Annotated in this window: 17 protein-coding genes; 15 read left to right on the plus strand and 2 right to left on the minus strand. The window is 71.2% G+C overall.

All coding sequences use genetic code 11. From position 1 onward, the window contains the following. From AB0E96_RS16845 to AB0E96_RS16915, 15 genes are all read left to right on the plus strand, one after another. The coding region (locus AB0E96_RS16845; protein WP_359823911.1) for a SpoIIE family protein phosphatase at positions 1-2,638 on the plus strand (2,638 nt) is incomplete at its 5' end. 354 nt (positions 2,639-2,992) lie between these two features. Then, the gene (locus tag AB0E96_RS16850; protein ID WP_359823947.1) at positions 2,993-5,461 is read left to right on the plus strand and encodes a SpoIIE family protein phosphatase; all 2,469 of its coding nucleotides are present in this window, start codon (positions 2,993-2,995) and stop codon (positions 5,459-5,461) included. 94 nt (positions 5,462-5,555) lie between these two features. Further along, positions 5,556-7,373, plus strand: coding sequence for an ABC transporter family substrate-binding protein (locus AB0E96_RS16855; protein WP_359823914.1), 1,818 nt, complete (start codon positions 5,556-5,558; stop codon positions 7,371-7,373). A gap of 271 nt (positions 7,374-7,644) precedes the next feature. Next, on the plus strand, positions 7,645-9,552 hold the full coding sequence (typA, locus tag AB0E96_RS16860; RefSeq protein ID WP_359823916.1) for a translational GTPase TypA: 1,908 nt from the start codon (positions 7,645-7,647) through the stop codon (positions 9,550-9,552). 431 nt (positions 9,553-9,983) lie between these two features. Further along, entirely contained in the window at positions 9,984-11,621 is a 1,638-nt protein-coding gene (locus tag AB0E96_RS16865; RefSeq protein ID WP_359823919.1) for an ABC transporter substrate-binding protein, read from the plus strand. Between the two features lie 140 nt (positions 11,622-11,761). Then, positions 11,762-12,688, plus strand: a complete 927-nt coding sequence (locus tag AB0E96_RS16870) for an ABC transporter permease (protein WP_359823921.1) — start codon at positions 11,762-11,764, stop codon at positions 12,686-12,688. Then, positions 12,681-13,625, plus strand: a complete 945-nt coding sequence (locus tag AB0E96_RS16875) for an ABC transporter permease (RefSeq protein ID WP_359823923.1) — start codon at positions 12,681-12,683, stop codon at positions 13,623-13,625. Before AB0E96_RS16870 ends, AB0E96_RS16875 begins: the two co-directional genes overlap by 8 nt. Positions 13,626-13,644: 19 nt before the next feature. Beyond that, positions 13,645-14,694 carry an ABC transporter ATP-binding protein gene (locus AB0E96_RS16880; RefSeq protein WP_359823926.1) on the plus strand — a complete coding sequence of 350 codons (1,050 nt, stop codon included), beginning with the start codon at positions 13,645-13,647 and terminating at the stop codon, positions 14,692-14,694. Then, positions 14,687-15,703, plus strand: a complete 1,017-nt coding sequence (locus tag AB0E96_RS16885; protein ID WP_359823929.1) for a dipeptide ABC transporter ATP-binding protein — start codon at positions 14,687-14,689, stop codon at positions 15,701-15,703. Before AB0E96_RS16880 ends, AB0E96_RS16885 begins: the two co-directional genes overlap by 8 nt. A 207-nt stretch (positions 15,704-15,910) precedes the next feature. Further along, entirely contained in the window at positions 15,911-17,536 is a 1,626-nt protein-coding gene (locus AB0E96_RS16890; RefSeq protein WP_359823932.1) for an ABC transporter substrate-binding protein, read from the plus strand. Between the two features lie 126 nt (positions 17,537-17,662). Continuing rightward, positions 17,663-18,589 carry an ABC transporter permease gene (locus AB0E96_RS16895; protein WP_359823934.1) on the plus strand — a complete coding sequence of 309 codons (927 nt, stop codon included), beginning with the start codon at positions 17,663-17,665 and terminating at the stop codon, positions 18,587-18,589. Positions 18,590-18,665: 76 nt separating this feature from the next. Further along, complete coding sequence (locus AB0E96_RS16900; RefSeq protein WP_359823949.1) at positions 18,666-19,580, plus strand: ABC transporter permease; 915 nt, start codon at positions 18,666-18,668, stop codon at positions 19,578-19,580. 16 nt (positions 19,581-19,596) lie between these two features. Then, positions 19,597-20,649: an ABC transporter ATP-binding protein gene (locus AB0E96_RS16905; protein ID WP_359823937.1), complete on the plus strand. Its 1,053-nt coding sequence runs from the start codon at positions 19,597-19,599 to the stop codon at positions 20,647-20,649. After that, positions 20,639-21,871 carry a dipeptide ABC transporter ATP-binding protein gene (locus AB0E96_RS16910; RefSeq protein WP_359823939.1) on the plus strand — a complete coding sequence of 411 codons (1,233 nt, stop codon included), beginning with the start codon at positions 20,639-20,641 and terminating at the stop codon, positions 21,869-21,871. The genes AB0E96_RS16905 and AB0E96_RS16910 overlap by 11 nt, the downstream gene beginning before the upstream one ends. Before the next feature lie 155 nt (positions 21,872-22,026). Then, entirely contained in the window at positions 22,027-23,076 is a 1,050-nt protein-coding gene (locus AB0E96_RS16915) for an ABC transporter ATP-binding protein (RefSeq protein WP_359823942.1), read from the plus strand. Positions 23,077-23,149: 73 nt separating this feature from the next. Here AB0E96_RS16915 and AB0E96_RS16920 read toward each other — a convergent pair whose 3' ends face one another. Both AB0E96_RS16920 and AB0E96_RS16925 read right to left on the minus strand, forming a co-directional pair. Then, positions 23,150-24,865 carry an ABC transporter family substrate-binding protein gene (locus tag AB0E96_RS16920; protein ID WP_359823944.1) on the minus strand — a complete coding sequence of 572 codons (1,716 nt, stop codon included), beginning with the start codon at positions 24,863-24,865 and terminating at the stop codon, positions 23,150-23,152. A 138-nt stretch (positions 24,866-25,003) separates the two neighbouring features. Further along, a partial coding sequence (locus tag AB0E96_RS16925; RefSeq protein WP_359823945.1) for a hypothetical protein occupies positions 25,004-26,609 on the minus strand: 1,606 nt, incomplete at its 5' end.

The following is a 26,609-nucleotide window of genomic DNA, read 5'->3' on the forward strand; positions in this document are numbered from 1 at the left end:
CGACGGCCGGGGCGAGGACCGCCCGGGTGGCCGGCACCTGGTCCAGGGCGCAGCACTCGGTGAGGTTGCGGCCGTTGAGCTGGCGGACCCAGAAGCCGGGCCGGCCCCGCGCAGCCGTCCCGGCCGGCCGTTCCCCGGCGGGCCCTCCGACACCCCGGGTGCCCCCGGCGCACCCGCCGGTGGCAGCCTGCTGGACATGCTCAAGGTCGCCATCGCGATCCTGGACACCGCGGGCCGGGTGGTGCTCTGGAGCCCGGCCGCCGAGGAACTGCTCGGCTGGCCGAACGAACTGCTGGTCGGCCGCCGGATCGAGGAGCTGATCCCCGACCGGGAGCAGGTCGCCCGGATCCGGGACGCGATCCAGGACACCCTGCGCCACGGCCGCTGGGCCGGCTACGCCGAGCTGCGCGACCGGGACGGCGAACCGATCGCCGTGGACGCCCGGATCTCCCTCCTGGTGGACGGCGACGGCACCCCGTTCCTCCAGGTCAACATGGCCGAGACGGCCGCCGTCCAGGCCGTCGAGCGGGACCTCGCGGTGCGCGACGCGCTGTTCGAGCAGTCCCCGCTGGGCATCGCCATCATGGACACCGACCTGCGCTACACCGCCGTCAACCGGACCCTCGCCGAGATGAACGGCGTCGCCCTGGACGACCACGTCGGCCGCACCACCGGCGAGACGCTGCCGGAGCGGGCCGCGGACGAGATCACCGCCATCCAGCGCCAGGTGCTGGCCACCGGCGAGCCGGTCATCGACGTCACCCTGGCCTCCCCGGTCACCACCCGGGCCGGCTACCGCTCGATCTCCTACAGCCGGATGACCGACCGCTCCGGCCGGGTGCTCGGCATCTCCGGCACCGTGATGGACGTGACCGAGCGCTACCGGGCGGTCGCCAAGGTCGAGCACGCCCGGCGCCGGCTCTCGCTGCTCAACGAGTTCGGCTCCCGGGTCGGTGACCTGCTGGACGCCTCCCGGATCGCCCAGGAACTGGCCGGCTCGGTCGTCCCCCGGCTGACCGACCACTCGGCGGTGATCCTGCTCCAGGCCGTCGCGCACGGTGACGACCTGCCCCGGCACGGCCACGACCGCCGCACCTCGCTGCTCCAGCTCGGCACCGCCTCCGTCCAGGACGGCCCCGAGGTGGACGTGATGCTCCGCCGCGGCGCCCGGATCACCTTCGCCGAGGACTCGGTCTGCGGCCGGGTGCTGCGCACCGGAGTGCCCGAGCTGCTGTCCGGCGCCGAGCAGCTGGACGACGTCACCTACCCCGGGGACCCGAAGATGCAGGCCGCCCGGGACCTCGGCGTGCACTCGATGCTGGTGGTGCCGCTGCGTGCCCGCGGCATCGTGATCGGCCTGCTGCTGGTCAGCCGGGCCGGCTACCGCGAGGGCTTCGACCGGGACGACCTGGCCTTCACCGTCGAGCTGGCCGACCGGGCCGGCAGCTCGCTGGACAACGCCCGCCTCTACGCCCGCGAGCGCACCGCCGCGCTCACCCTCCAGCGCACCCTGCTGCCGCAGCAGGTCCCGCAGCCCACCGGCGTCGAGGTCGCCTACCGGTACGTGCCCGGCAGCAGCGGCACCGAGGTCGGCGGCGACTGGTTCGACGTCATCCCGCTGCCGGGGGACCGCACCGCGCTGGTGGTCGGCGACGTGATGGGCCACGGCCTGCGGGCCGCCGCCACGATGGGACGGCTGCGCACCGCCGTCCGGGTGCTGGCCGCCCTGGACCTGCCGCCGGACGTCCTGCTGCGGCACGTCCACGAGCTGGCCGACGACCTCGCCCAGGGCCCGGACGAGGCGCTGCTGGCCACCTGCGTCTACGCGGTCTTCGACCCGGCGACGGCCCGGCTCACCGTCGCCAAGGCCGGGCACATCCCGCCGGTGCTGGTGGTGCCGGGCGGGGACGCCGCGGAGCCGACCCGCACCGGCGGCCCGCTGCCCGGTGGCGCGGGCCGGATCCTCGACCTGCCGTCCGGCGCCCCGCTCGGGGTGGGCGGAGTCCCGTTCGAATCGGTCGAACTGAAGATCCCCGAGGGCAGTCTGCTGGCGCTGTGCACCGACGGCCTGGTCGAGTCCCGGGACAAGGACCTGGACGTCGGCCTCGGCCGGCTGGTCACCGTGCTCCAGGGGCCGCACGCCTCCATCCAGGCCGCCTGCGAGGCGGTGCTGGCCACCATGGAGCAGGGCCGGGAGCCGGACGACGTCGCGCTGCTGCTGGCCCGGCTCGGCCACGGCCAGGCCGGCACCCCGACGGCGGGCTGGACCCTGCCCGCCGAGCCCACCGCCGTCTCCCGGGCCCGCCGGCTGGTCCGCGCCACGCTCGTCGAGTGGGGTGTCGAGGAGCTCACCGACACCGCCGAGCTGCTGGTCAGCGAGCTGGTCACGAACGCCGTCCGGTACGCCAGCGCCCCCATCGGGGTGCGGCTGACGCTCGGCGAGACGCTGCTGGTCGAGATCTCCGATCCGCTGCCCGACCCGCCCCGGGAACGGCACGCGGCCGAGGCCGACGAGGGCGGCCGCGGGCTGGAGCTGGTCCACCGGCTGGCGCTGCGCTGGGGGGCCCGGGCCGAGGGCATCGGCAAGGTGGTCTGGTTCGAGCAGGCGCTCGCGGGTAGTGGAAGCGATGGATCGTGAGCGGAGCGAACAGGAGGCAAGCGGTGCCGCACGTACCGGCGGGCGCTCGGGGGGAGCGCGCACTCCGGAAGGGGGCGCGAGCGTGGCATTGTGGTTGCGCGGGCGGTAGGACAAAAACCTTCGCCCGATCTGATGTTGTGATGTTGAGGGCGTGTGATCGCACCCCTCGATGATGAATACTCGGTCTTCTCGACATCCGGACGGTCGCGGGTTGGAGGGGTCGGTCCGTTGAACAGCACTCCGGCGCGGAGCGCGTCGCCGAGCAGCAGCGGTCATGCCGCCGTACCCGGGCAGGCCGGTTCCGCGCACCTGCCCGTACGGGACGGCGCGGTCCGCGGGCGCCACCCCGTCCCGGTGGACCGGGCGGGGGCCACCGGTGACCCCGGCTCGATCTACGACTACATCCGGGTCGCCACCTTCGCGATCGGCCCCGACGGGCGGATCAGCCAGTGGAGCGAGCGCGCCGCCGAGTTCTTCGGCGTCCCGGCCGCCGAGGCCGTCGGCGCCGACCCGATCTCCACCTTCGTGCCCCGCGAGCTGTGGCAGCGCGGCCGGGCCCGGCTGGAGCGCACCCTGGCGGGCGAGGAGTGGGTCGGCACCACCCCGTACCGGGACGCCGACGGCGGCGAGGGCCTCGCCGAGCTCTACCTGATGCCCGACAGCTCCCTGCCCACCGCGGGCGCCACCTGCCTGGCCGTCGACCTCGGGCAGCTGCGCCGGATCGAGACCGACCTGGCCGCCTCCGAGGCCGTCTTCGGACAGACGCCCACCGGCTTCGTGCTGTTCGACGACCGGCTGCGGCTGCAGCGGGTCAACGACGCCTTCGCCTCCGGGATGGGCCTGGTCCCCACCGACCTGGAGGGCCTCACCCCGCACGACCTCTTCCCGCCGTCCGAGGCCGACCGGCTCACGGCCGCCCTGCGCAAGGTCCTGGCCACCGGCGAGCCGGTGTTCGACCTGCGCTTCCACGGCGCCGTCCCGACCCGCGAGGGCAACCGGCTCTGGGCCGTCTCGCTGTACCGCCTGAACGGCACCGCCGGGCAGACCATGGGCGTGGCCGGGCAGGTCTCCGACGTCACCAGCCGGCACGTCGCCGAGCGCGAGGCCGACGGCGTGCGCCGCAACCTGGCCCTGCTCAACGAGGCCAGCGCCCACATCGGCTCCACGCTCGACCTGGAGACCACCGCCAAGGAGCTGCTGGACGTCGTCGTCCCGCCGTTCTGCGACCTCGCCACCGTCGACCTCTACACCGCGCTGCTCTCCGGCGAGACGGTGCCCAGCGCCGGACGGCTCGGCGACACCGTGCTCACCGACGGCAGCGGCGAACTGCGCCGGGTCGCCGTCTCCAGCGTGGTCGGCGGGGCCTCCTCGGTGCTCGGCTCGGTCACCGGCCTGCCGATCGCCGAGGCCGGCGGCACCCTCTGTTACCCGCGCCGCTCCCCGCACGCCCGGGCGCTGCGCACCGGCCGCAGCGTCATCCCCGAGCCCGGGCCCGACCCGCTGCTGCGCTCCACCCTGATCGTCCCGCTGGTCGCCCGCGACCAGGTGCTCGGCCTCGTCCAGCTGTCCCGGGCGATCGGCAGCGAGCCCTTCGACGCCCGCGACGTCGCGATCGCCGAGGAACTGGTCGCCCGCGCCGCCGTCTGCATCGACAACGCCCGGCTCTACCGGCGCGAGCACGAGCGGGCGCTGATCCTCCAGCGCAGCCTGCTGCCCCCGGGCAACCCGGCCGCCAGCGGCCTGGAGATCGCCTGTCGCTACCTGCCCAGCAACAACAACACCGAGGTCGGCGGCGACTGGTTCGACGTCATCCCGCTGCCGGGCAACCGCACCGCGCTGGTCATCGGCGACGTGATGGGCCGCGGCCTGCGGGCCGCCGTCGCGATGGGCCAACTGCGCACCGCCGTCCGCACCCTGGCGATGCTCGACCTCGACCCCGCCGAGGTGCTCACCGCCCTGGACGAGATCGCCCGCGGCCTCGGCGACGACTCGGTGCCGGCCGGCCCGCCCACCCCGTACGGGCGGCTCACCTCGACGGCCGACGAGGAGGCCCGCGAGGTCTACCTGGCGACCTGCGTCTACGCGGTCTACGACGCCGTCACCCGCCGCTGCGTCTTCGCCAACGCCGGCCACCTGCCGCCCGTGCTGCTCAGCCCCGGCGAGGGCTCCCGGATGCTCGACGTGCCGCCCGGCCTGCCGCTCGGCGTCGGCGGAGAGCCCTTCGAGGAGGTCGAACTGACCCTCCCGGACGGCGCCGTGCTCGCCCTCTACACCGACGGCCTGGTGGAGAGCCGCAAGCACCAGCTGGACGAGGGCCTGCGGGCCTTCCGTTCCGCGCTCTCCGACGAGGGCAAGGGCCTGGAGGACCTCTGCGACCACGTGCTCGGCGAGCTCAACCCGCACCACGGCGAGGACGACATCGCCCTGCTGATGGCCAAGGTGCACGCGTTCCCGGACGACGCCGTCGGCAACTGGTTCCTGCCGCCCGAGCCCACCTCGGTGGCCAAGGCCCGCGAACTGGCGTGCAGCTGGCTGCTCGCCCGGGGGCTGGACGAGCTGGTCGACACCACCGAGCTGCTGGTCAGCGAGCTGGTCACCAACGCGCTCAAGCACGGGCGGGGCGAGATCCGGCTGCGGCTGCTGCGCGAACGCGGCCTGGTCTGCGAGGTCTGGGACGACGGCTACGCCCAGCCCCGGCAGCGGCGCGCGCAGGAGACCGACGAGGGCGGCCGCGGGCTGCAACTGGTCAGCCTGCTGGCCGAGCGCTGGGGCAGCCGGCGCACGCCCAAGGGCAAGATCGTCTGGTTCGAGCTGGCGCTGTAGCCGCCCGCGAACGGTGGGCCGGACGGGTGCAGTCACCCGGTGGCCCGCCGTGTCGGCGCGGGCCCGGGGCCCGGGGCGGCGTTCCATGGCCGCCATGCGCGTCCGCCAGCTCACCGCCGCAGCCGTCGCGCTGCTGCTCGCCGCCGGTCTCGGCGGCTGCTCCGACGACCCGGGCCCCGCCCGCACCCCCGCTCCCGCCCCGGTCCTGCCCGAACCCACGGCCACCACCGGGGACGTCGGGCCCGTCGACCGCACCGCCGTCCGGGACGGCGGCACGCTGCGCTGGGCGCTGGACGGCGTCCCGGCCACGCTGAACGTCTACCAGGGTGCGGCGAACACCGACTCGGCGCTGCTCGCCCACGCGCTGTACCCCTCGCTGTTCCGGCCCGACGAACACGGCCGGCTGCTGCCCGACCCGGACTACCTGGCGGGCGCCGAGTCCACCCCGCCCGGGCAGCTGCCGCAGGTGGTGACCTACCGGCTCAACCCGCGGGCCGTCTGGAGCGACGGCACCCCGGTCTCGGCCGCCGACCTCGACGCCCAGCGGACCGCGCTGTCCGGCCTGGACCCGGCCTACCGGGGCGGCAGGGCGGCCGGGTACGACGCCATCGACAGCGTCACCCCGGGCGCCGACCCGCACGAGGTGCGGGTGGTCTTCCGGCGGCCGTACGCGGAGTGGCGCTCGCTCTTCGGGCCGCTCTACCCGGCCGCCGCGACGGCCACCCCGGCCGCCTTCGAGCGGCCGCTGACCGACGGCGGCGGCCCGAGCGCCGGGCCGTACGCGCTCTCCCGGTACGACGCCGGGGGCGGGGCGGTCACCGTGGTGCGCAGCCCGCTCTGGTGGGGCGAACCGCCGAAGGCCGACCGGATCGACTTCCTCGCCACGCCGCCCGAGCAGCGGCTGGACGCGCTGGACCAGGACCGGTTGGACGTCGCCCCGCTCACCGCGGCGGTGGACCGCGCGGTGCCGGCCCCGACCCCCGCCCCGGAGGCCGCCGACGCCACCGCTTCCGCCTCCCCGTCCGCCGCGCCGCCGCCCGTGGCCGTGCCCGAGGCGGCCGCACTGGCCCTGCGGCGGGCCGAGTCACTGCCCGGCGTCACCGTGCACCGGGCCGCCGCGGCCTCGCTCACCCAGCTCACCCTGAACGCCGCGCGCGGCCCGCTGACCGACCCGCTGGTGCGCCGCGCCCTCACCCGGGCCGTCGACCGGCAGCGGATCGCCGACGCCGCGCTCACCCCGCTCGGCCTGCCCGCCGCACCGCTCGGCAGCCACCTGCTCGCGGGCGACCAGGAGGGCTACCGGGACAACAGCGGTGCGGCCGGCCAGGGGGACCCGGCCAAGCTGCTGGACGAGGCCGGCTGGGCGCGGCCCGCCGGCGGGGGCACCCGGGCCAAGGACGGCAAGCCGCTCGCCCTCTCGCTGCTCGTCCCGGCGGGTTCGGCGACCGCCGAGCGCACCGCCGACGCCCTCACCGCCGGCCTCGCGGACGCCGGGATCGCGGTGCAGCAGGTGCCCGTGCCCGCCGGGTCCTTCGTCGGGGAGCACCTGGCGGCCGGGGACTACGACCTCGCGCTGTTCTCCTGGCCGGCCGGCCCCAGCCCGGCGAGCGAGCAGCGCCCCGCCTACGCCAAGCCCCGGCCGGACCCGGACGGGGTGTCCGACCCGGGCGGCAACTTCGGCCGCAGCGGCACCGAGGAGATCGACCGGCTGTTCGACCGGGCGGCCGCCGAACCGGATCGGACCGTCCGGCTGGACCTGCTCCAGGAGGCGGACGTGCGGATCTGGCAGCTCGGGCACTCGGTGCCGCTCTACCAGCGGCCGGAACTGGTCGGGGTCCGGACCGGAGTCGTCGGCGCGGGCGCGTACGGCTTCGGGTGGCCGCGCTTCCAGGACGTGGGCTGGAGCCGCTAGGGCCCTCGGACCACGAACGACAGGCTGCCGAAGCCTGGCCGGCGGGTGAAGGGGGTGTGACCCATCTGTGATCTTGATCCCGCCGGACCAGCTCGTTTCCGCCCACCTCGGCCCTTCCCCGTACGATAGGAGGAAGCCGAGGCATGGCCATGTGCCCGGCGGGTGGACCGGTAGTAGCAGGCGGAACGGGCGGCGGCGATCGACAGGGATCGCAAGTGCGCGTCACGCAGCCGGGCGCCGCAACCCACGATTCCGGGAGAATCAGCAAGGCATGCCCACGCGCAACGACATCCGTAACGTCGCCATCGTCGCCCACGTCGACCACGGCAAGACCACGCTGGTCGACGCCATGCTCAAGCAGGCCGGCGCCTTCGCCGCCCACCAGCAGCTCGATGACCGGATGATGGACTCCAACGACCTGGAGCGCGAGAAGGGCATCACCATTCTCGCGAAGAACACCGCGGTCAAGTACCACCCCAAGGACGGTGGCGCGCCGATCACCATCAACATCATCGACACCCCGGGCCACGCCGACTTCGGTGGCGAGGTCGAGCGCGGTCTGTCGATGGTGGACGCCGTCGTCCTGCTGGTCGACGCCTCCGAGGGTCCGCTGCCGCAGACCCGCTTCGTGCTCCGCAAGGCGCTCGCCCAGCGGCTGCCCGTCATCCTCTGCATCAACAAGACCGACCGTCCGGACTCCCGGATCGACGAGGTCATCAACGAGACCTACGACCTGTTCCTGGACCTGGACGCGGACGAGGAGCAGATCGAGTTCCCGATCGTCTACGCCTGCGCCCGTGACGGCGTCGCCTCGCTGACCAAGCCGGAGAACGGCACCGTTCCCGCGGACAGCACCAACCTGGAGCCGTTCTTCTCCACCCTGCTGGAGCACGTCCCGGCCCCCAGCTACGACGAGGACGCCCCGCTCCAGGCCCACGTCACCAACCTGGACGCCGACAACTTCCTCGGCCGCATCGCGCTGCTCCGCGTCGAGCAGGGCGAGCTGCGCAAGGGCCAGACCGTGGCCTGGATCAAGCGCGACGGCACCATCTCGAACGTCCGCATCTCCGAGCTGCTGATGACCGAGGCGCTCACCCGCAAGCCGGCCGAGGTGGCGGGCCCCGGTGACATCTGCGCCGTCGCCGGCATCTCCGACATCATGATCGGCGAGACCCTGGCCGACCCGGAGAACCCGATCGCGCTGCCGCTGATCACGGTGGACGAGCCGGCCATCTCGATGACCATCGGCACCAACACCTCGCCGCTGGTCGGCCGCGGCGGCTCCGGCAAGGGCGCGGACGCCAAGTCCGGCGCGGGCAAGATCGACCGCAAGGTCACCGCCCGCCAGGTGAAGGACCGCCTGGACCGCGAGCTGATCGGTAACGTCTCGCTGCGCGTGCTGGACACCGAGCGTCCGGACGCCTGGGAGGTGCAGGGCCGCGGTGAGCTGGCGCTGGCCATCCTGATCGAGACCATGCGCCGCGAGGGCTTCGAGCTGACCGTCGGCAAGCCGCAGGTGGTCACCAAGGAGGTCAACGGCAAGACCCACGAGCCGGTCGAGCGCCTCACCGTGGACGTGCCCGAGGAGCACATGGGTGCCGTCACCCAGCTCATGGGCGTCCGCAAGGGCCGCATGGACAACATGTCCAACCACGGCTCGGGCTGGGTCCGGATGGAGTTCGTCGTGCCGTCGCGCGGTCTGATCGGCTTCCGCACGGAGTTCCTCACCAACACCCGCGGCACCGGCATCGCCCACTCGATCCACGAGGGCCACGAGCCGTGGTTCGGCCAGCTGACCACCCGCAACAACGGCTCGCTGGTCGCCGACCGCGCCGGTGTGGTCACCGCCTTCGCGATGACCAACCTCCAGGAGCGCGGCGTGCTCTTCTGCGACCCGGGCACCGAGGTGTACGAGGGCATGATCGTCGGTGAGAACTCGCGCTCCGACGACATGGACGTGAACATCACCAAGGAGAAGAAGCTCACCAACATGCGTTCCTCGAACGCGGACGTGGCCGAGTCGATCGTCCCGCCGCGCAAGCTCTCGCTGGAGCAGTCGCTGGAGTTCTGCCGCGAGGACGAGTGCATCGAGGTGACCCCGGAGACGGTTCGCATCCGTAAGGTCGTTCTCGACGCGAAGGACCGCGGACGCACCGCCTCGCGCGCCAAGAAGGCGTGATCCGGACGCACTGAACGGCCATTGGCCGGAATGATTCGCCCCCCTTTCCCATGGAGAGGGGGGCGAACTTTTTCAACTACTCCAAGTTGTCGGGGCCGCTATTAACGGAATAGCGCTCATCACACCCAGGTGTCCGCTGAGCGGACGTGACAGTTCGTCATCCGTGACGACTGTCCGTTTGGTGCCTGTCTGGCTATGTCTCAAATGTCCGGTTTTCGAAACTTACCGACTGTTCATGTGACCTAATTGAGATCGTCACTGGTCACTTTCGTGTCCGTGCGTGACGGATAGTGGGTGCAGTCAGGCTCGGGTCAAGGGTGAACGCGCAGGGGTGCGCGCCGAAACCACGAGCGCGGACGGCACAGCGGGTCCGGTCACCACCGTTCCGCAGTGCCCTCCTCGTTGCAACGTCGAATTCAGGAGGCACACCGATGCGCGGTGCGAGCCAGGCCAAGTGGGTTGTCGCAGCTGTTGCTGTCGCCCTCGCTGCGACTGCGTGCAGCAGCAGCGACTCCTCCGGGGGTAGCTCCGACAGCGCTGCGGTCGACCCCGGGGCCAGCTTCAGCTACCAGAGCGCGGAGCCGCAGCGCCCGCTCCAGCCGGCGAACGCCATGGAGAACCAGGGCGGCCGTATCGTCAAGCAGCTCTTCAAGGGCCTCGTCGACTACGACCCCGCGACCGGTGCCCTGCGCAACCAGGTGGCCGACAAGATCGAGACCACCGACGCCAAGAACTACACCGTCACGCTGAAGCCGGGCTGGACCTTCCACGACGGCACCCCGGTCACCTCCAAGTCCTTCGTGAGCTCCTGGAACTGGTCGGCCAACCCGAAGAACAACCAGATCAACTCGGACTGGTTCTCCGACATCGTCGGCTACGACGCCGTCCACCCGGAGAAGGGTGACCCGACCGCCACCGAGATGTCCGGTCTGAAGATCGTCGACGACACCCACTTCACGATCGAACTCTCCACCCCGGTCTCGTACTTCACGTACAAGCTCGGCTACTCGGCCTTCTTCCCGCTGCCCGAGGGCTTCTTCTCCGACCCGGCCGGCTACGGCCAGAAGCCGGTCGGCAACGGCCCCTACAAGTTCGTCTCGTGGGAGCACAACAAGGCCATCACGCTGTCCGCGTACGACAAGTACACGGGCATCGACAAGGCGAAGAACGGCGGTGTCATCTTCCGGAACTACACCGCCGGTGAGGCCGCGTACAAGGACCTGATGTCCGACACCCTGGACGTCCTGGACCAGGTCGACTCGACCGACCTGCCGAAGTACAAGGACGACCTGGGCAAGCGCGCGGTCGACCAGCCGCAGGGCGCCATCCAGAACATCTCCTTCGCGCTGTACCAGGGCGACTGGAACGCCCCGGGCAAGGACAAGGTCCGCCAGGGCCTCTCGATGGCGATCGACCGCGACACCATCACCAAGACCGTGCTGAACGGCAACCGCATCCCCGCCGACTCCTTCGTGGCGCCCGGCGTCATGGGCTACAAGGCCGGCACCTGCGGCGACGCCTGCAAGTACAACCCGGAGAAGGCCAAGCAGCTCATCGCCGAGGGCGGCGGCGTCCCCGGCGGCAAGATCACCATCCTGTACAACTCCGACGGCAGCCACAAGGAGTGGGTGGACGCGGTCTGCAACTCGATCCGCCAGGCGACCGGCGTCGAGTGCCTCGGTGACCCGAAGCCGGACTTCAAGACCTCGCGTGACCTGGTCACCAGCAAGCAGGTCCAGAGCATGATGCGTACCGGCTGGGTGCAGGACTACCCGCTGAACGCCAACTTCCTGCGCGACGTCTACGGCACCGGTGCCGCCGCCAACGACGGCAGCTACTCCAGCCCCGAGTTCGACCGCCTGTCGAAGGAGGCGGACGCCGCCACCACGGTCGAGAAGACCGCGGAGCTCTACCAGCAGGCCGAGGCCGTTCTGGCCAAGGACATGCCGGCCATCCCGCTCTGGTACTACAAGACCAGCTCCGGCTACTCCAAGAACGTCCAGAACGTGAAGTTCAACTCCTTCGGCGACCCGGTCTACACCGACGTCGAGGTCAAGAAGAAGAAGTAATCGGTCGGCACCGCCTGACCCGGTGACAACGGCCGGTGCCCGTCCATCCCCACAAGGGCGAGGACTGGCACCGGCCGTTGGCACGCCGACTTATCTCTTGCCGGGTTGACGGGCCCGGCAGAGTCATACATGGAGGCACGATGGGGCGCTTTGTCGCGAGGCGACTGCTCCAGATGATCCCGGTGTTCCTCGGAACGACCGCACTCATCTTTTTCATGGTGCACTTGCTGCCCGGTGACCCGCTGGCAGCGCTGTGGGGCGACAAGGCGCCGGACCCGGTGCAGCTCGCCGCGCTGAAGCACCAGCAAGGCTTCGACAAGCCGCTGGTCCAGCAGTACCTCGACTACATGGGGAGGCTGTTCACCGGTGACTTCGGCACCGGTCTGGACGGACGCCCGGTGCTCGACAAGATCACCGAGGCGCTGCCGGTCACGGTCCAGCTGGCACTGTTCGCGTTCGCCATCGAGATCGTGCTGGGCATCGGCATCGGTCTGTACGCCGGTCTGCGCCGCGGCAAGCTGTTCGACAAGGGCGCCCTGGTCCTCACCCTGCTGCTGATCTCGATCCCGGTCCCGGTGCTGGGCTTCATCGTCCAGACGGTCTTCGGGCAGAACCTGAAGTGGGTCACCCCGACCGTCCAGGACAGCAACGACATCACCCAGATGGTGCTGCCGGCCGTCGTGCTCGGCTCGCTCTCGCTGGCCTACGTCGCGCGCCTCACCCGCACCTCCATAGCCGAGAACATCAAGGCCGACTACGTCCGCACCGCGGTGGCCAAGGGCCTGCCGCGGCGCAAGGTGATCGGCACCCACCTGCTTCGCAACTCGATGATCCCGGTGGTCACCTTCCTCGGCACCGACCTCGGCGCCCTGATGGGCGGCGCCATCGTCACCGAGGGCATCTTCAACGTCCAGGGTGTGGGCCACGCGCTCTACCAAGCGATCAACATGAAGGAGGGCGCGACGGTCTCCGGCTTCGTGGCCTTCCTCGTGATCGTCTACCTGGCCGCCGGCCTGATCGTCGACCTGCTTTACGCGGTCCTGGACCCGAGGATCCGTTATGCCTGACCTGACCGAGAAGAAGACCGCCGGGGAGATCCCGGCCCAGGGCGGCGCCGCCACCGCGGTCGCCAAGCCCGAGAAGCCCCGCAGCCTCGGTTCCGACGCCTGGCACGACCTGCGCCGCAAGCCGATCTTCGTGATCTCCGCGCTGCTGATCCTGCTGCTGGTCGTCATCGCGATCGCCCCCGGGCTGTTCACCTCGGTGGACCCGCGGGCCGGCGACCTGCGCAACCACTACCTGACGAAGCCGAACTACAGCCACTTCTTCCAGGCGGACTGGTTCGGCTACGACCTCCAGGGCCGCAGCATCTACGCCCGCGTCGTCTACGGCGCCCGCGCCTCGATCATCGTCGGGATCTGCGTCACCGCCGGCGTGACCATCATCGGCGGCCTCACCGGCATGCTGGCCGGCTACTTCGGCGGCTGGGTCGACACGATCATCTCCCGGGTCACCGACATCTTCTTCGGCATCCCGCTGCTGCTCGGCTCGCTGGTGGTCCTCAACGCCTTCACCTCGCGCACCGTCTGGAGCGTGGTCTTCGCGCTGGTCGCCCTGGGCTGGACCCAGATGACCCGTGTCATGCGCGGTTCGGTGATCACGGTCAAGCAGGCCGACTTCGTGACGGCCGCCAAGGCGCTCGGCGCCGGCACCGGCCGGATCATGTTCAAGCACATCCTGCCGAACGCGGTCGCCCCGGTGATCGTCGTCGCCACCATCGCGCTCGGCGGCTACATCGCCGCCGAGGCGACGCTGAGCTTCCTCGGCATCGGTCTGCAGGACCCGACCATCTCCTGGGGCATCGACATCAGCTCGGCCCAGAAGGTGATCCGGACGGCGCCGTTCGCCCTGTTCTTCCCCGCCGGAATGCTGAGCCTTACCGTGCTGGCGTTCATCATGCTCGGCGACGCGGTGCGCGACGCCCTCGACCCGAAGCTCCGCTGAGAGAAGAGGTGACGACCCGATGACCACCGTGATCGAGAACAACCAGAAGAACGAGCGGCTCGAAGTGGGCACGCCTCTCCTCGAGGTGAAGGACCTCCACGTCGAGTTCCACACCCGGGACGGCGTCGCCAAGGCCGTCAACGGGGTCAACTACTCCGTCGCGGCCGGCGAGACGCTCGCCGTCCTCGGCGAGTCCGGCTCCGGCAAGTCCGTGACGGCGCAGACCATCATGGGCATCCTGGACATGCCCCCGGGCAAGGTGACCCAGGGCCAGATCCTGTACCGCGGCCAGGACATGCTCACGATGAGCAACGAGGAGCGGCGCAAGATCCGCGGCCAGAAGATCGCGATGATCTTCCAGGACGCGCTCTCCGCCCTGAACCCGGTGCTCAGCGTCGGCTACCAGCTCGGCGAGATGTTCCGCGTGCACCAGGGCGCCTCCAAGAAGGAGGCGAAGGAGAAGGCCATCGAGCTGATGGACCGGGTGCGCATCCCCGCCGCCCGGCAGCGGGTGAACGACTACCCGCACCAGTTCTCCGGCGGTATGCGCCAGCGCATCATGATCGCCATGGCGCTGTCGCTCCAGCCCGACCTGATCATCGCCGACGAGCCCACCACCGCCCTGGACGTGACCGTCCAGGCCCAGGTGATGGACCTGCTCGCGGAGCTGCAGGCCGAGTACAACATGGGCCTGATCCTGATCACCCACGACCTCGGCGTGGTCGCCGACGTCGCGGACAAGATCGCCGTGATGTACGCGGGCCGGATCGTCGAGACCGCCCCGGTGCACTACCTGTACGCGAACCCCGCGCACCCGTACACCAAGGGCCTGCTCCGCTCCATCCCGCGCCTGGACCAGAAGGGCCAGGAGCTGTACGCGATCAAGGGCCTGCCCCCGAACCTGCTGAAGGTTCCGACCGGCTGCGCGTTCAACCCCCGCTGCGACGTCGCCACCGACCTGTGCCGCACCGAGATCCCGGCGCTGCACCACGTGACGGACAAGGACGGCAAGGAGCTCACCGGCCGCCGCAGCGCGTGCCACCTCTGGAAGGAGACCCTCCATGGCTGAGAACATCCTGGAGGTCAAGGACCTGGTCAAGCACTACCCGCTGAGCCAGGGCATCCTCTTCAAGAAGCAGGTCGGCGCGGTCAAGGCGGTCGACGGCATCTCGTTCGACCTGAAGAAGGGCGAGACGCTCGGCATCGTCGGCGAGTCCGGCTGTGGCAAGTCCACGCTGGCCAAGGTGCTGATGAACCTGGAGCGGGCCACCTCCGGCCAGGTGCTGTTCAAGGGCGAGGACATCTCCACGCTGCAGGGCGCGGCGCTGAAGGCCGTCCGCCGGAACATCCAGATGGTGTTCCAGGACCCCTACACCTCGCTCAACCCGCGCATGACGGTCGGCGACATCATCGGTGAGCCGTTCGAGATCCACCCCGAGGTGGCGCCGAAGGGCGACCGCCGCAAGGCCGTCCAGGACCTGCTGGACGTCGTGGGTCTGAACCCGGAGTACATCAACCGGTACCCGCACCAGTTCTCCGGCGGCCAGCGCCAGCGCATCGGCATCGCCCGCGGCCTCGCGCTCAAGCCCGAGATCATCATCTGCGACGAGCCGGTCTCCGCGCTGGACGTGTCCGTCCAGGCGCAGGTGATCAACCTGCTGGAGCAGCTGCAGGGCGAGTTCGGCCTCTCCTACATGTTCATCGCGCACGACCTCTCCATCGTCCGGCACATCTCCGACCGCGTCGGCGTGATGTACCTGGGCAAGATGGTCGAGATCGGCTCGGACGAGGAGATCTACGAGAACGCCACCCACCCGTACACCCAGGCGCTGCTCTCCGCGGTGCCGGTGCCGGACCCGACGGCGCGCGAGTCCCGCGAGCGGATCATCCTCAGCGGGGACATCCCCTCGCCGGCCAACCCGCCGTCCGGCTGCCGCTTCCGCACCCGCTGCTGGAAGGCGGAGGAGCGGTGCTCCGAGGAGGTGCCGCTGCTCGCGGTCCCCTCGCTGCTGAAGGGCCCGGCCGCACACGAGTCGGCCTGCCACTTCCCCGAGGTCCGGGAGCAGGCCGCGGCCTGATCCACCAGTGGTTCCCAGGAAGGGCCCGCGGCGTTCGCGCCGCGGGCCCTTCCGGCGTTCCGGCCCTTCCGGCGTGACGGTCGGTCCGGCGCCGCGTCAACTGGGCGGGCGGTCACCGCACCCGTCCGGGTGCACCCGACGCGCGCCGTCGCCGGGGCGCGCTTCTCATGGGGTGTGATGCGACACACACACTGAGGAGGGACCTCCATGCCCGTAGCCGCCCGCGCTCGTTGGGTCCTCGCCGCTGCGACGTCCGTGGCCCTGGTGGCCAGCGGGTGCAGCAGTAACGACAGCGGAGGAGGCAGCGGCTCGTCGGACGCCGGCAAGTCCTTCAGCTACCAGAGCAACGAGCCGCAGAACCCGTTGCAGCCGGCCAACGCGAACGAGGTCGGCGGCGGTCGCATCATCCAGAACCTCTTCAAGGGGCTGGTCGACTACGACCCCGCCAACGCCAAGATCCGGATGCAGGTGGCCGACAAGATCGACACCAGCGACTCGCAGACCTTCGACGTCACGCTGAAGGACGGCTGGAAGTTCCACGACGGCACGCCGGTGCACGCCCAGAACTTCGTCGACGCCTGGAACTGGGGCGCCAACCCCGCCAACAACCAGATCAACAGCTCCTGGTTCTCCGACATCGAGGGCTACCAGGACGTCCACCCGGCCTCCGGCCAGCCCACCTCGGAGAAGATGTCCGGGCTGACCGTCACCGACGACCTGCACTTCACCGTGAAGCTGAGCCACAAGGTCTCGTACTTCGAGTACAAGCTCGGCTACATCGCCTTCTCCCCGCTGCCCGAGGGCTTCTACAAGGACCCGGCCGGGTACGGTCAGAAGCCGGTGGGCAACGGCCCGTACCAGTTCGTCAGCTGGTCGCACAACAACAGCGTGGTGACCAAGACCTTCCCGGACTACCAGGGCGTGGACAAGCCGAAGAACGGCGGCATCGTCTTCAAGATGTACACCACGTCCGAGGCCGCCTACGCCGACCTCCAGTCCAACAACCTGGACGTGATGGACCAGGTGCCGCCGTCCGCGCTGGCCACGTACAAGGGCGACCTCGGCGACCGCGCGGTGGACGCGCCGCAGGGCGCCATCCAGAACATCGGCTTCACGCTCTACCAGGCCGACTGGTCCTCGCCCGACAAGGCGAAGGTGCGCCAGGGCCTGTCGATGGCGATCGACCGCGACACCATCACCAAGACGGTGCTGCAGGGCTCCCGCAAGCCCGCCACCGCCTGGGTGGCCGAGGGCGTCGAGGGCTACAAGGACGGCACCTGCGGCGACTTCTGCAAGTTCGACCCGGCCAAGGCCAAGCAGCTGATCCAGGAGGGCGGCGGCGTCCCCGGCAACAAGCTGCTGATCACCTACAACGCGGACGGCGGCCACAAGGAGTGGGTCGACGCGGTCTGCAACTCGATCCGGCAGAACACCGGGGTCGACTGCCTGGGCGACCCGAAGCCCGACTTCAAGACCGCGCGGGCCGCGATCACCGGGCACACGCTCAACGGCGCCTTCCGCACCGGCTGGGTGCAGGACTACCCGCTGAACGCCAACTTCCTGGCCGACGTGTACCGCACCGGCGCCGCGTCCAACGACTTCGGCTACAGCAGCCCCCAGTTCGACGAGGCGGCCACCAAGGCGGACGAGGCCGGCAGCGTCGCCGACACGGTGACCGGCTACCAGCAGGCCGAGGCGGTGCTGCCGAGCGGGATGCCCGCCGTCCCGCTCTGGTACTACCGCACCAACTCGGGCTACTCGACCAAGGTGCAGAACGTGAAGTTCGACTCCTTCGGCAACCCGGCCTGGACCCAGGTCGAGGTCAAGGGCTGAGCCCCCGTCCGTGCGCCGGCCCCGCCCTCCCCGCGCGGAGGGCGGGGCGCGGTCTCTCGGCCGACCGGACCGGGTGGCCGGACACCCCGTCGGACATCCGGTCGGACACCTAGGAAGGAGGCTCGGATGGGCAGTTACGTGCTGCGGCGGGTGCTGCAGATGATCCCGGTGTTCTTCGGCGCCACGCTGCTGATCTTCCTGATGGTCTACACGCTGCCGGGCGACCCGGTCTCGGCGCTGTTCGGCGAGAAGGCCGCCGACCCGGCCGTGGTCGCCAGCATCAAGCACACCTACTACCTGGACCAGCCGCTCTGGAAGCAGTACCTGCACTACATGGGGAACCTCTTCCAGGGGGACTTCGGCACCAGCTTCACCGGCCGGCCGGTCACCGACATCATGGCGGACGCCTTCCCGGTGACCATCCGGCTCGCCCTGATGGCCTTCGTCTTCGAGATGATCGCGGGCCTCGCCCTCGGCGTGCTCTCGGGCCTGCGGCGCGGCAGCGTCGCGGACACCCTGGTGCTGGTCCTGACCCTGGTGGTGATCTCGATCCCGGTCTTCGTGCTGGCCTACATCGCGCAGACGGTGTTCGCCACCAACCTGGGCTGGGTCACCCCGACGGTGCAGGACAGCTACGACCTGACCCAGCTGGTGCTGCCGGCCGTCGTGCTGGGCTCGCTCTCGCTCGCGTACGTCGCCCGGCTCACCCGGACGTCGATCGGCGAGAACCTGCGGGCCGACTACATGCGCACTGCGGTGGCCAAGGGCCTGCCGCGGCGCACCGTCATCTCCCGGCACCTGCTGCGCAACTCGCTGATCCCGGTGGTCACCTTCCTCGGTACCGACCTCGGCGCGCTGATGGGCGGGGCGATCGTCACCGAGGGCATCTTCAACGTGCAGGGCATCGGCAACGTCCTGTACCGGGCGATCAACCAGAAGGAGGGCCCCACCGTGGTCGGCATCGTGACCGTCCTGGTGATCGTCTACCTGGTCGCCAGCCTGCTCGTCGACCTGCTCTACGCGGTCCTGGACCCGAGGATCCGCTATGCCTGACATCCACGACGAGAACTCCTACGAGCCGCACCCCAAGCCGGGGGTCTCGCACCTCGACTACGCCGGCGAACAGGGCATGGCGGTCGAGCAGGAGACTTTAGTCGAACCCGACGTGGAGAAGCGGGAGGAAGCCCGCAGCCTGTGGGGCGACGCCTGGCGGGACCTGCGCCGACGGCCGATCTTCCTGATCTCGGCGGTGCTGATCCTGCTGCTGGTGGTCATGGCGGTCTTCCCCTACGCGTTCACCGACGCGGACCCGCGCAAGGCCGACCTGGTGAACGACTACCTCAGGCGGCCGAACTGGGGCGACGTCTTCGGAGCCGGCTGGTTCGGCTACGACGCGCAGGGCCGGTCCATCTTCGCCCGGGTGGTGTACGGGGCCAGGGCCTCGATCACCGTCGGCATCTTCACCACCGCCGCCGTCACCCTCCTCGGCGGGCTGACCGGCATGGTGGCCGGCTACTTCGGCGGCTGGATCGACGCGGTGCTCTCCCGGATCACCGACATCTTCTTCGGTATCCCGCTGCTGCTGGGCGCGCTGGTGCTGCTGAACGCCTTCGCCACCCGCACGGTGTGGAGCGTGGTCGTCGCGCTGGGCGTGCTCGGCTGGACCCAGATCGCCCGCGTGATGCGCGGCGCGGTGCTGACCGTCAAACAGTCCGACTACGTGGTGGCGGGCCGGGCGCTGGGCGCCGGGACGGGCCGGCTGATGTTCCGGCACATCCTGCCGAACGCGATCGCCCCGGTGATCGTGGTGGCGACGATCGCGCTCGGCGGCTACATCGCCACCGAGGCGACGCTGAGCTTCCTCGGCATCGGCCTGCAGGACCCGACCATCTCCTGGGGCATCGACATCTCCTCCGCCCAGAAGGTGATCAGGACGGCGCCGTACGTGCTGTTCTTCCCGGCCGCGGCGCTCTCGATCACCGTGCTGGCCTTCATCATGCTGGGCGACGCGGTGCGCGACGCCCTCGATCCGAAGCTTCGCTGAGCGAGGGGAGCGCATCGTGAGTACAGCGGTGGACACCACCGGGCGCGAGCGGGAGGCGCCGTACCAGGGACCGCTGCTCGACGTCCGGGACCTGCACGTCGAGTTCGTCACCCGGGACGGTGTGGCCAGGGCCGTGAACGGGGTGAGCTACTCGGTCGCGGCGGGGGAGACGCTGGCGGTGCTGGGGGAGTCCGGTTCGGGCAAGTCGGTGACGGCGCAGGCCGTCATGGGGATCCTGGACATGCCGCCGGCCCGGATCCCGCGCGGCCAGATCCTCTACCGGGGCCAGGACATGCTCAGGATGAGCAAGGAGGAGCGGCGCAAGATCCGCGGCCAGAAGATCGCGATGATCTTCCAGGACGCGCTGTCGGCGCTGAACCCGGTGCTCAGCGTGGGCTACCAGCTGGGGGAGATGTTCCGGGCGCACCGGGGGGTGTCCCGCAAGGAGGCCCGGGCGAAGGCCGTCGAGCTGATGGAGCGGGTGCGCATCCCGGCCGCCAAGGAGCGGGTGAACGACTACCCGCACCAGTTCTCCGGCGGGATGCGGCAGCGGATCATGATCGCGATGGCGTTGGCGCTGGAGCCGGACCTGATCATCGCGGACGAGCCCACCACCGCGCTGGACGTGACGGTGCAGGCGCAGGTGATGGACCTGCTCGCGGAGCTGCAGGCCGAGTACAACATGGGGCTGATCCTGATCACCCACGACCTCGGCGTGGTCGCCGACGTCGCGGACAAGATCGCCGTGATGTACGCGGGCCGGATCGTCGAGACCGCCCCCGTGCACGGGCTGTACGCCCGGCCCGCGCACCCGTACACCCGGGGCCTGCTGGACTCCATCCCCCGGCTCGACCAGAAGGGCCAGGAGCTCTACGCCATCAAGGGGCTGCCGCCCAACCTGCTGCGCATCCCCAGGGGCTGCGCCTTCAACCCGCGCTGCCCGCGTGCCCAGGACGTCTGCCGGACCGAGGTGCCGGAGCTGTTCCCGGTCACCGAGGAGGACGGGACGCCGCTGGAGGGGCGCGGCAGCGCCTGCTTCTTCTGGAAGGAGACCCTCCATGACCGCTAACGGGGCCAGTGCGCTGGGCGTGGCGCTGCCGGAGGAGGTCGCCTTCGCCCAGGAGGTGCCGCGCGGCGAGCCGATCCTCGAAGTCCGGGACCTGGTCAAGCACTTCCCGCTCACCAAGGGCATCCTCCTCAAGCGGCAGGTCGGCGCGGTGAAGGCGGTCGACGGGGTCACCTTCGACCTGATGCAGGGCGAGACGCTCGGCGTCGTCGGCGAGTCCGGCTGCGGGAAGTCCACGCTGGCCAAGGTGCTGATGAACCTGGAGCCGGCCACCTCGGGATCGGTCCGCTACAAGGGGGAGGAGATCTCCCGGCTCTCCGGGGCGGGGCTGCGGGCCGTCCGGCGGAACATCCAGATGGTCTTCCAGGACCCGTACACCTCGCTCAACCCGCGGATGACGGTCGGCGACATCATCGGCGAGCCGTTCCAGATCCACCCCGAGGTGGCACCCAAGGGGGACCGCCGCAAGGCCGTCCAGGACCTGCTCGACGTGGTCGGGCTGAACCCCGAGTACATCAACCGCTATCCGCACCAGTTCTCCGGCGGGCAGCGCCAGCGCATCGGCATCGCACGGGGACTGGCGCTCAAGCCGGAGATCATCATCTGCGACGAGCCGGTCTCCGCGCTGGACGTCTCGGTGCAGGCGCAGGTGATCAACCTGCTGGAGCAGCTCCAGGGCGAGTTCAACCTGTCGTACATGTTCATCGCGCACGACCTGTCGATCGTCCGGCACATCTCGGACCGGGTCGGGGTGATGTACCTGGGGAAGATGGTCGAGATCGGCTCGGACGCGGAGATCTACGACCACGCCACCCACCCGTACACCCAGGCGCTGCTCTCCGCGGTGCCGGTGCCGGACCCGACGGCGCGGGAGAGCCGGGACCGGATCGTGCTCACCGGCGACGTGCCCTCGCCGGCCAACCCGCCCTCCGGCTGCCGCTTCCGCACCCGCTGCTGGAAGGCGCAGCAGCGGTGCGAGGTCGAGGAGCCGCTGCTGGCCGCGCCGTCCTGGCTGGACGGGGCGGCGCGGCACGACTCGGCTTGTCACTTCGCGGCGGAGCGCGAGATCGGGCAGAGCGCGGCGGAGCGCGAGCCCGGGCAGAGCGCGGCGGAGCGCGAGACGGGGTCGGGTGCGGCGGAGCGCGAGCCCGGGCCGGGTGCGGCCGGGCGCGAGGACGGTTCGGGCGGGGCCGGGCCGGGTGGGGTGGGGCCCGGCGGGGGCTGAGGGGCCCAGTACCAGGGCGCGTCCCCGCAGGTGGGGGCGCGCCCTTTCCCGTGACGGAAAAGAGATCTGCCGCGGGCTCGCCAAGTCCCGCTCGGTCCTTGATAGTTGCTCTGCGCCCAGCGGCGGGTGCCGCGGTGCGGAGGAGGGCTGCCCGGATGGACGCGGTGGAGCTGATCGACGGCGGTCGGGGGATCGTGGAGCCCGGGACGCCGCTGCTGGAGGTCGACGACCTGCACGTGGAGTTTCACACCCGGGACGGTGTGGCCAGGGCCGTGAACGGGGTGAGCTACTCGGTCGCGGCGGGGGAGACGCTGGCGGTGCTGGGGGAGTCCGGTTCGGGCAAGTCGGTGACGGCGCAGGCCGTCATGGGGATCCTGGACATGCCGCCGGGGCGGATCACCTCGGGGCGGATCCTGTTCCGCGGCGAGGACCTCCTGACCATGGGCGCGGGCGCCCGGCGGTCCATCCGGGGCGGGCACATCGCGATGATCTTCCAGGACGCGCTGTCGGCGCTGAACCCGGTGCTCAGCGTGGGCTACCAGCTGGGGGAGATGTTCCGGGTACACCGGGGGGTGTCCCGCAAGGAGGCCCGGGCGAAGGCCGTCGAGCTGATGGAGCGGGTGCGCATCCCGGCCGCCAAGCAGCGCGTCGGGGACTACCCGCACCAGTTCTCCGGCGGGATGCGGCAGCGGATCATGATCGCGATGGCGTTGGCCCTGGAGCCGGACCTGATCATCGCGGACGAGCCCACCACCGCGCTGGACGTGACGGTGCAGGCGCAGGTGATGGACCTGCTCGCGGAGCTGCAGGCCGAGTACAACATGGGCCTGATCCTGATCACCCACGACCTCGGCGTGGTCGCCGACGTCGCGGACAAGATCGCCGTGATGTACGCGGGCCGGATCGTCGAGACCGCCCCCGTACGGGAGTTGTACGCCCGGCCCGCGCACCCGTACACCCGGGGCCTGCTGGACTCCATCCCCCGGCTCGACCAGAAGGGCCAGAACCTGCACGCCATCAAGGGCCTGCCGCCGAGCCTGCTGAACCTCCCGGAGGGCTGTGCCTTCAGCCCCCGCTGCGACCGGGCGCAGGACCGCTGCCGCACCGAGACCCCGGCGCTGGCCCCGGTGGCCAGCGAGTACGGGACGGAGCTGGCCGGCCGGCGCAGCGCCTGCCACTACTGGCGCGAGACGCTGCACGGCTGAGCCCGCCCGGGAACCGGGACGGCGCGCCGACCGGCCGCGCGCCACCCGCCCGCGCGCCACCCGCCCGCGCCCGCTACTTCGCGAAGCCGACGTTCTCCCAGACGATGTCGGACAGCCCCTGCGCGCCGATGTTGGCGAGGTCGGCGCGGGCCCCGTACAGCTGCGGGCGCTGGTAGAGCGGCAGGACGCCCGCCACCTTCCAGAGCTCGCCGTCGGCCTGGTTGATCGCCTCGGAGGCGGTGCCCGCGTCGGCCGCGGCGGCGGCCCGGTCGAGCGCGGCGTCCACCACCGGACTGCCCGCGCCGACGTGGTTGGTGCCGCCGCTCTGGACGAAGTTGGCGCGGTTGCCGCTGGCCGGGAAGGGCGTGCCGATCAGCGAGTAGGCGGCGATGTCGAAGTCGTTGCGGTTGACGTACTTGTCGAAGAACTCGTTGGCGGGGGCGGTCACCGTGGTGACCTTGATGCCGACGTCCTTGAGCATCTTCGTGGCGTTGGCGGCCTCGCTCTGGGCCGGGGTGACCCCGGCCGGGACGACCATCCGCAGCTCCAGCTCGCGGCCGTCCTTCCTCCGCACGTCGCCGTCCAGCTTCCAGCCGGCCGAGTCCAGTTTGCGGGCGGCTTCGGCGGGGTCGTAGCGGGCCAGGCCGAGGGAGTTGTCGCGGTAGCCGTTCTGGTTGGTCACCAGCAGGTGGTTGTTGAGCGGGACGGCGGGCCAGTCCAGGCCGTTGAGGTCGGCGCGGATCACCACGTCCCGGTTGATCGCCTGGAAGACGGCCTGGCGGACGGTCGCGTCGCCGAGCGCGGGGGTGCGGGCGTTCAGGGTGAGCTGGCGGAAGTCCGGGCCGCCGGCCCGGCGCACCGCGGCGCCCTTGACGTTCTTGACGACCTGGTAACCGGCCACGTCGGGGCCGACGTTGACGAGGTCGATCTGCCCCTTGGCGAAGGCGGCGGGCATCGCGTCGGGCAGCATCGCGTGGAAGACGATCCGGTCCAGCAGGGGCTTGTCGCCCCACCAGGACGGGTCGGCGACCAGGGTGACGGTCTGGGCGGCGCGGTCCAGCTGCTCGACCCTGAACGGGCCCGCGGTGACCGGGAACCCGTCCAGGTAGGCGGTGTTGAACAGCTCCGGGGTGGCGATCCGGCTCGCGGGCAGCAGCGGGGCGTTGCCGGCGCTGTTGAACATCGACTGCCACTCGGAGAACGGGCGGTCGAAGGTCATCACGGCCTGGTAGTCGTCCTTGCCGCGCTCGACCGCGGAGACCAGCTCGAAGCCGGTGCTGCTGGAGGACTTGTAGGCCGGGTCCTTCCCGTTCAGGGCGCGCCAGTTGGCCTCGATGTCGCGCCAGGTGATCGGGGTGCCGTCGGACCAGTGGGCCTTCGGGTTGAGCGTCCAGGTGACGACCTGCCGGCCGTCCCTGAACTCGGCGTGCGCCTCCTGGAGGAAGGCGGGGTTGGGGGTCTGGGTGCCGGCCGCGTCCGAGCGGAAGAAGGTCGGCAGCAGCGGCTTGCTGACCATGACGGTCGAGGACTCGCTGCCGTCGGTGTGGATCGGCGACCACTGGCGGGAGAACTGGGCGATGGCCAGGTTCAGGGTGCCGCCCTGGCGCAGCCGGCCGCGGTCGTGGGGGTTGATGTCGATCGAGGTCAGCTTTAGCGCGGCGGGGCCGGACGGCAGGGCGTCGGCGGCGCCGCCCTGGCCGGAGGTGCAGGAGCACAGTGCCAGCGAGAGCGTGAGGGCGGTGAGACCGGCGAGCAGGGCCGTCCCGTGGTGCTGGAGGCGGCGGCGCATCGGCGTGCTCCCCGGGGTGGATGTGGCGGATGGTGTGGCGTCACATCTTGCTGACCGGGCGGGGCGTTGTCGAGGGGCGGGCCCGGATGCGGGCCCGCCCCCCGTGGGCGCGGTTCGTCGGACGCGGAGGCGTCCGGGTCAGAGGGCGAACTTGAAGGTGCGGTCCTTGTCGCCGGTCTTGTCGAACACCGAGGTGATGCCGTCCGCGACGTCCTGCGGGGTGATCGCGGCGAGCTGGCCGTTCTTCTTGACCTTCACCTTGTCGAACGCGGTGCCCAGCTGGGCGTTGAGCGCGTCCAGGTCCCACTTGGGCACGATCTTGCCGGAGGCGTCCGGGACGAGGGTGAGCGCCTTGGCGGCGGTCTTCGGGCCGAAGTCCCACGTCTTGGCGCCGGCCACGACGTGCACCTTGCCGGCGGCCACCTGCTTGCCGAGGCTGTCGGCGGCGGCCTGGAGGGCCTGGGTGGAGATCTTCGGCTGGGCGGCCGTGACGGCGAGGGCGATCGGCTGCTCGGGCTTGCCGTCCGCGCGGTCGCGGTAGGCCTGCTCGATCACGTCCAGGGCACTCCCCGAGTCCACCGCCTGACCGGCCCGGCCGGGCACGACGAGCGGCTCGCCGTTGACGTCGCCGAACTTGACGTAGCCCTCCTGGAGGCCCTGGCCGGAGCCGGCGGCGAGGGTGTCGAGGGCGGCCTTGAGCTTGGCCTTGTCGATCCTGACCTCGGGGGCGACGGTCTTGGTGCCGCCCTTGAGCGACTTGAAGACGTCGACCGGGTTGTAGCTGTGCTGGGCCAGGCCGTCCACGGTGGCCGTGGTGTCGAAGCTCAGGCCGGCGACCGTGGGGTCGAGGTCCACGGCCTGGTCGCCGATCTTCAGCTTCAGCGGCTGCCGGCCGGCCTTGCCGACCGACTCGTCCAGCTGGTGGATCGCCTGGTCGCGGCTGCTGCCGCCGATCTCGGCGCCGAGCACCACGGTGCCCTTGGGGACGTCGGACTGGTTGAGCATCAGGCCGGTGCCGTAGGCGGCCGCGCCGAGGAAGAACACCGCGCCGATGCCGTAGACGCCCAGCTTGACGAGCTTCTTGCCGGCTCCGCCCTTGGACTTGGAGTTGCCCTTGCCCTTGGCGGGGGCGGCGGGTTCGGCCTTCACCGCGGCGGGGGCCGGAGCGGGAGCGGGGGCCGGAGCCGGGGCGGGCGCCGCGGCCGGGGCGGCCTTGTCGCCCTTGGCGTTCTTGGGGTTCTTGCCGCCCTTGCCACCCTTGCCGCCGTTGGCGGTCCGGGTGCCCTGGGCGCCCTCGGGCCGGGGGCCGGGGGCCGGGGCGGGCAGCGGGGTGACCGCGGTGGCCTCCGGGTCGCCGCCGGGCTGCGGGGAGGTCCCGGGGGCGCCCGGGAAGAGCGCGCCGGGGCCCGCCGGGGCGGCGAGGGCGTCCTGACCGGGGGCGGTCGGGCGCTGGGTGGCGAACGGGTCGGTGCCGGTCGGGGCCGAGGCGAACAGGCCGGGCTGCGGACGGCCGCCGGCGTGCTGGGTGTCCTGGGGGACACCGTTGTGGGCGCCGTTGCGGGGCAGGCCGGGTATCGCGGCGGACGGCGGTGCGGTGTCGCGGATCGGCGCGAAGCCGTCGACCGAGGTGTCCTCGGGGTTCGGTTCGGCGGCCGGGCCGGCCTGGGGGTGCGGCGCGGGCGCCGCGTGGCCGTTCGGCTGGAAGCCGTTCCGCGGGCCGGGCTGCTGCGGGCCGCCCTCGCGG

The sequence above is a fragment of the Kitasatospora sp. NPDC036755 genome (genome assembly GCF_040636595.1).
Lineage (GTDB): Bacteria > Actinomycetota > Actinomycetes > Streptomycetales > Streptomycetaceae > Kitasatospora.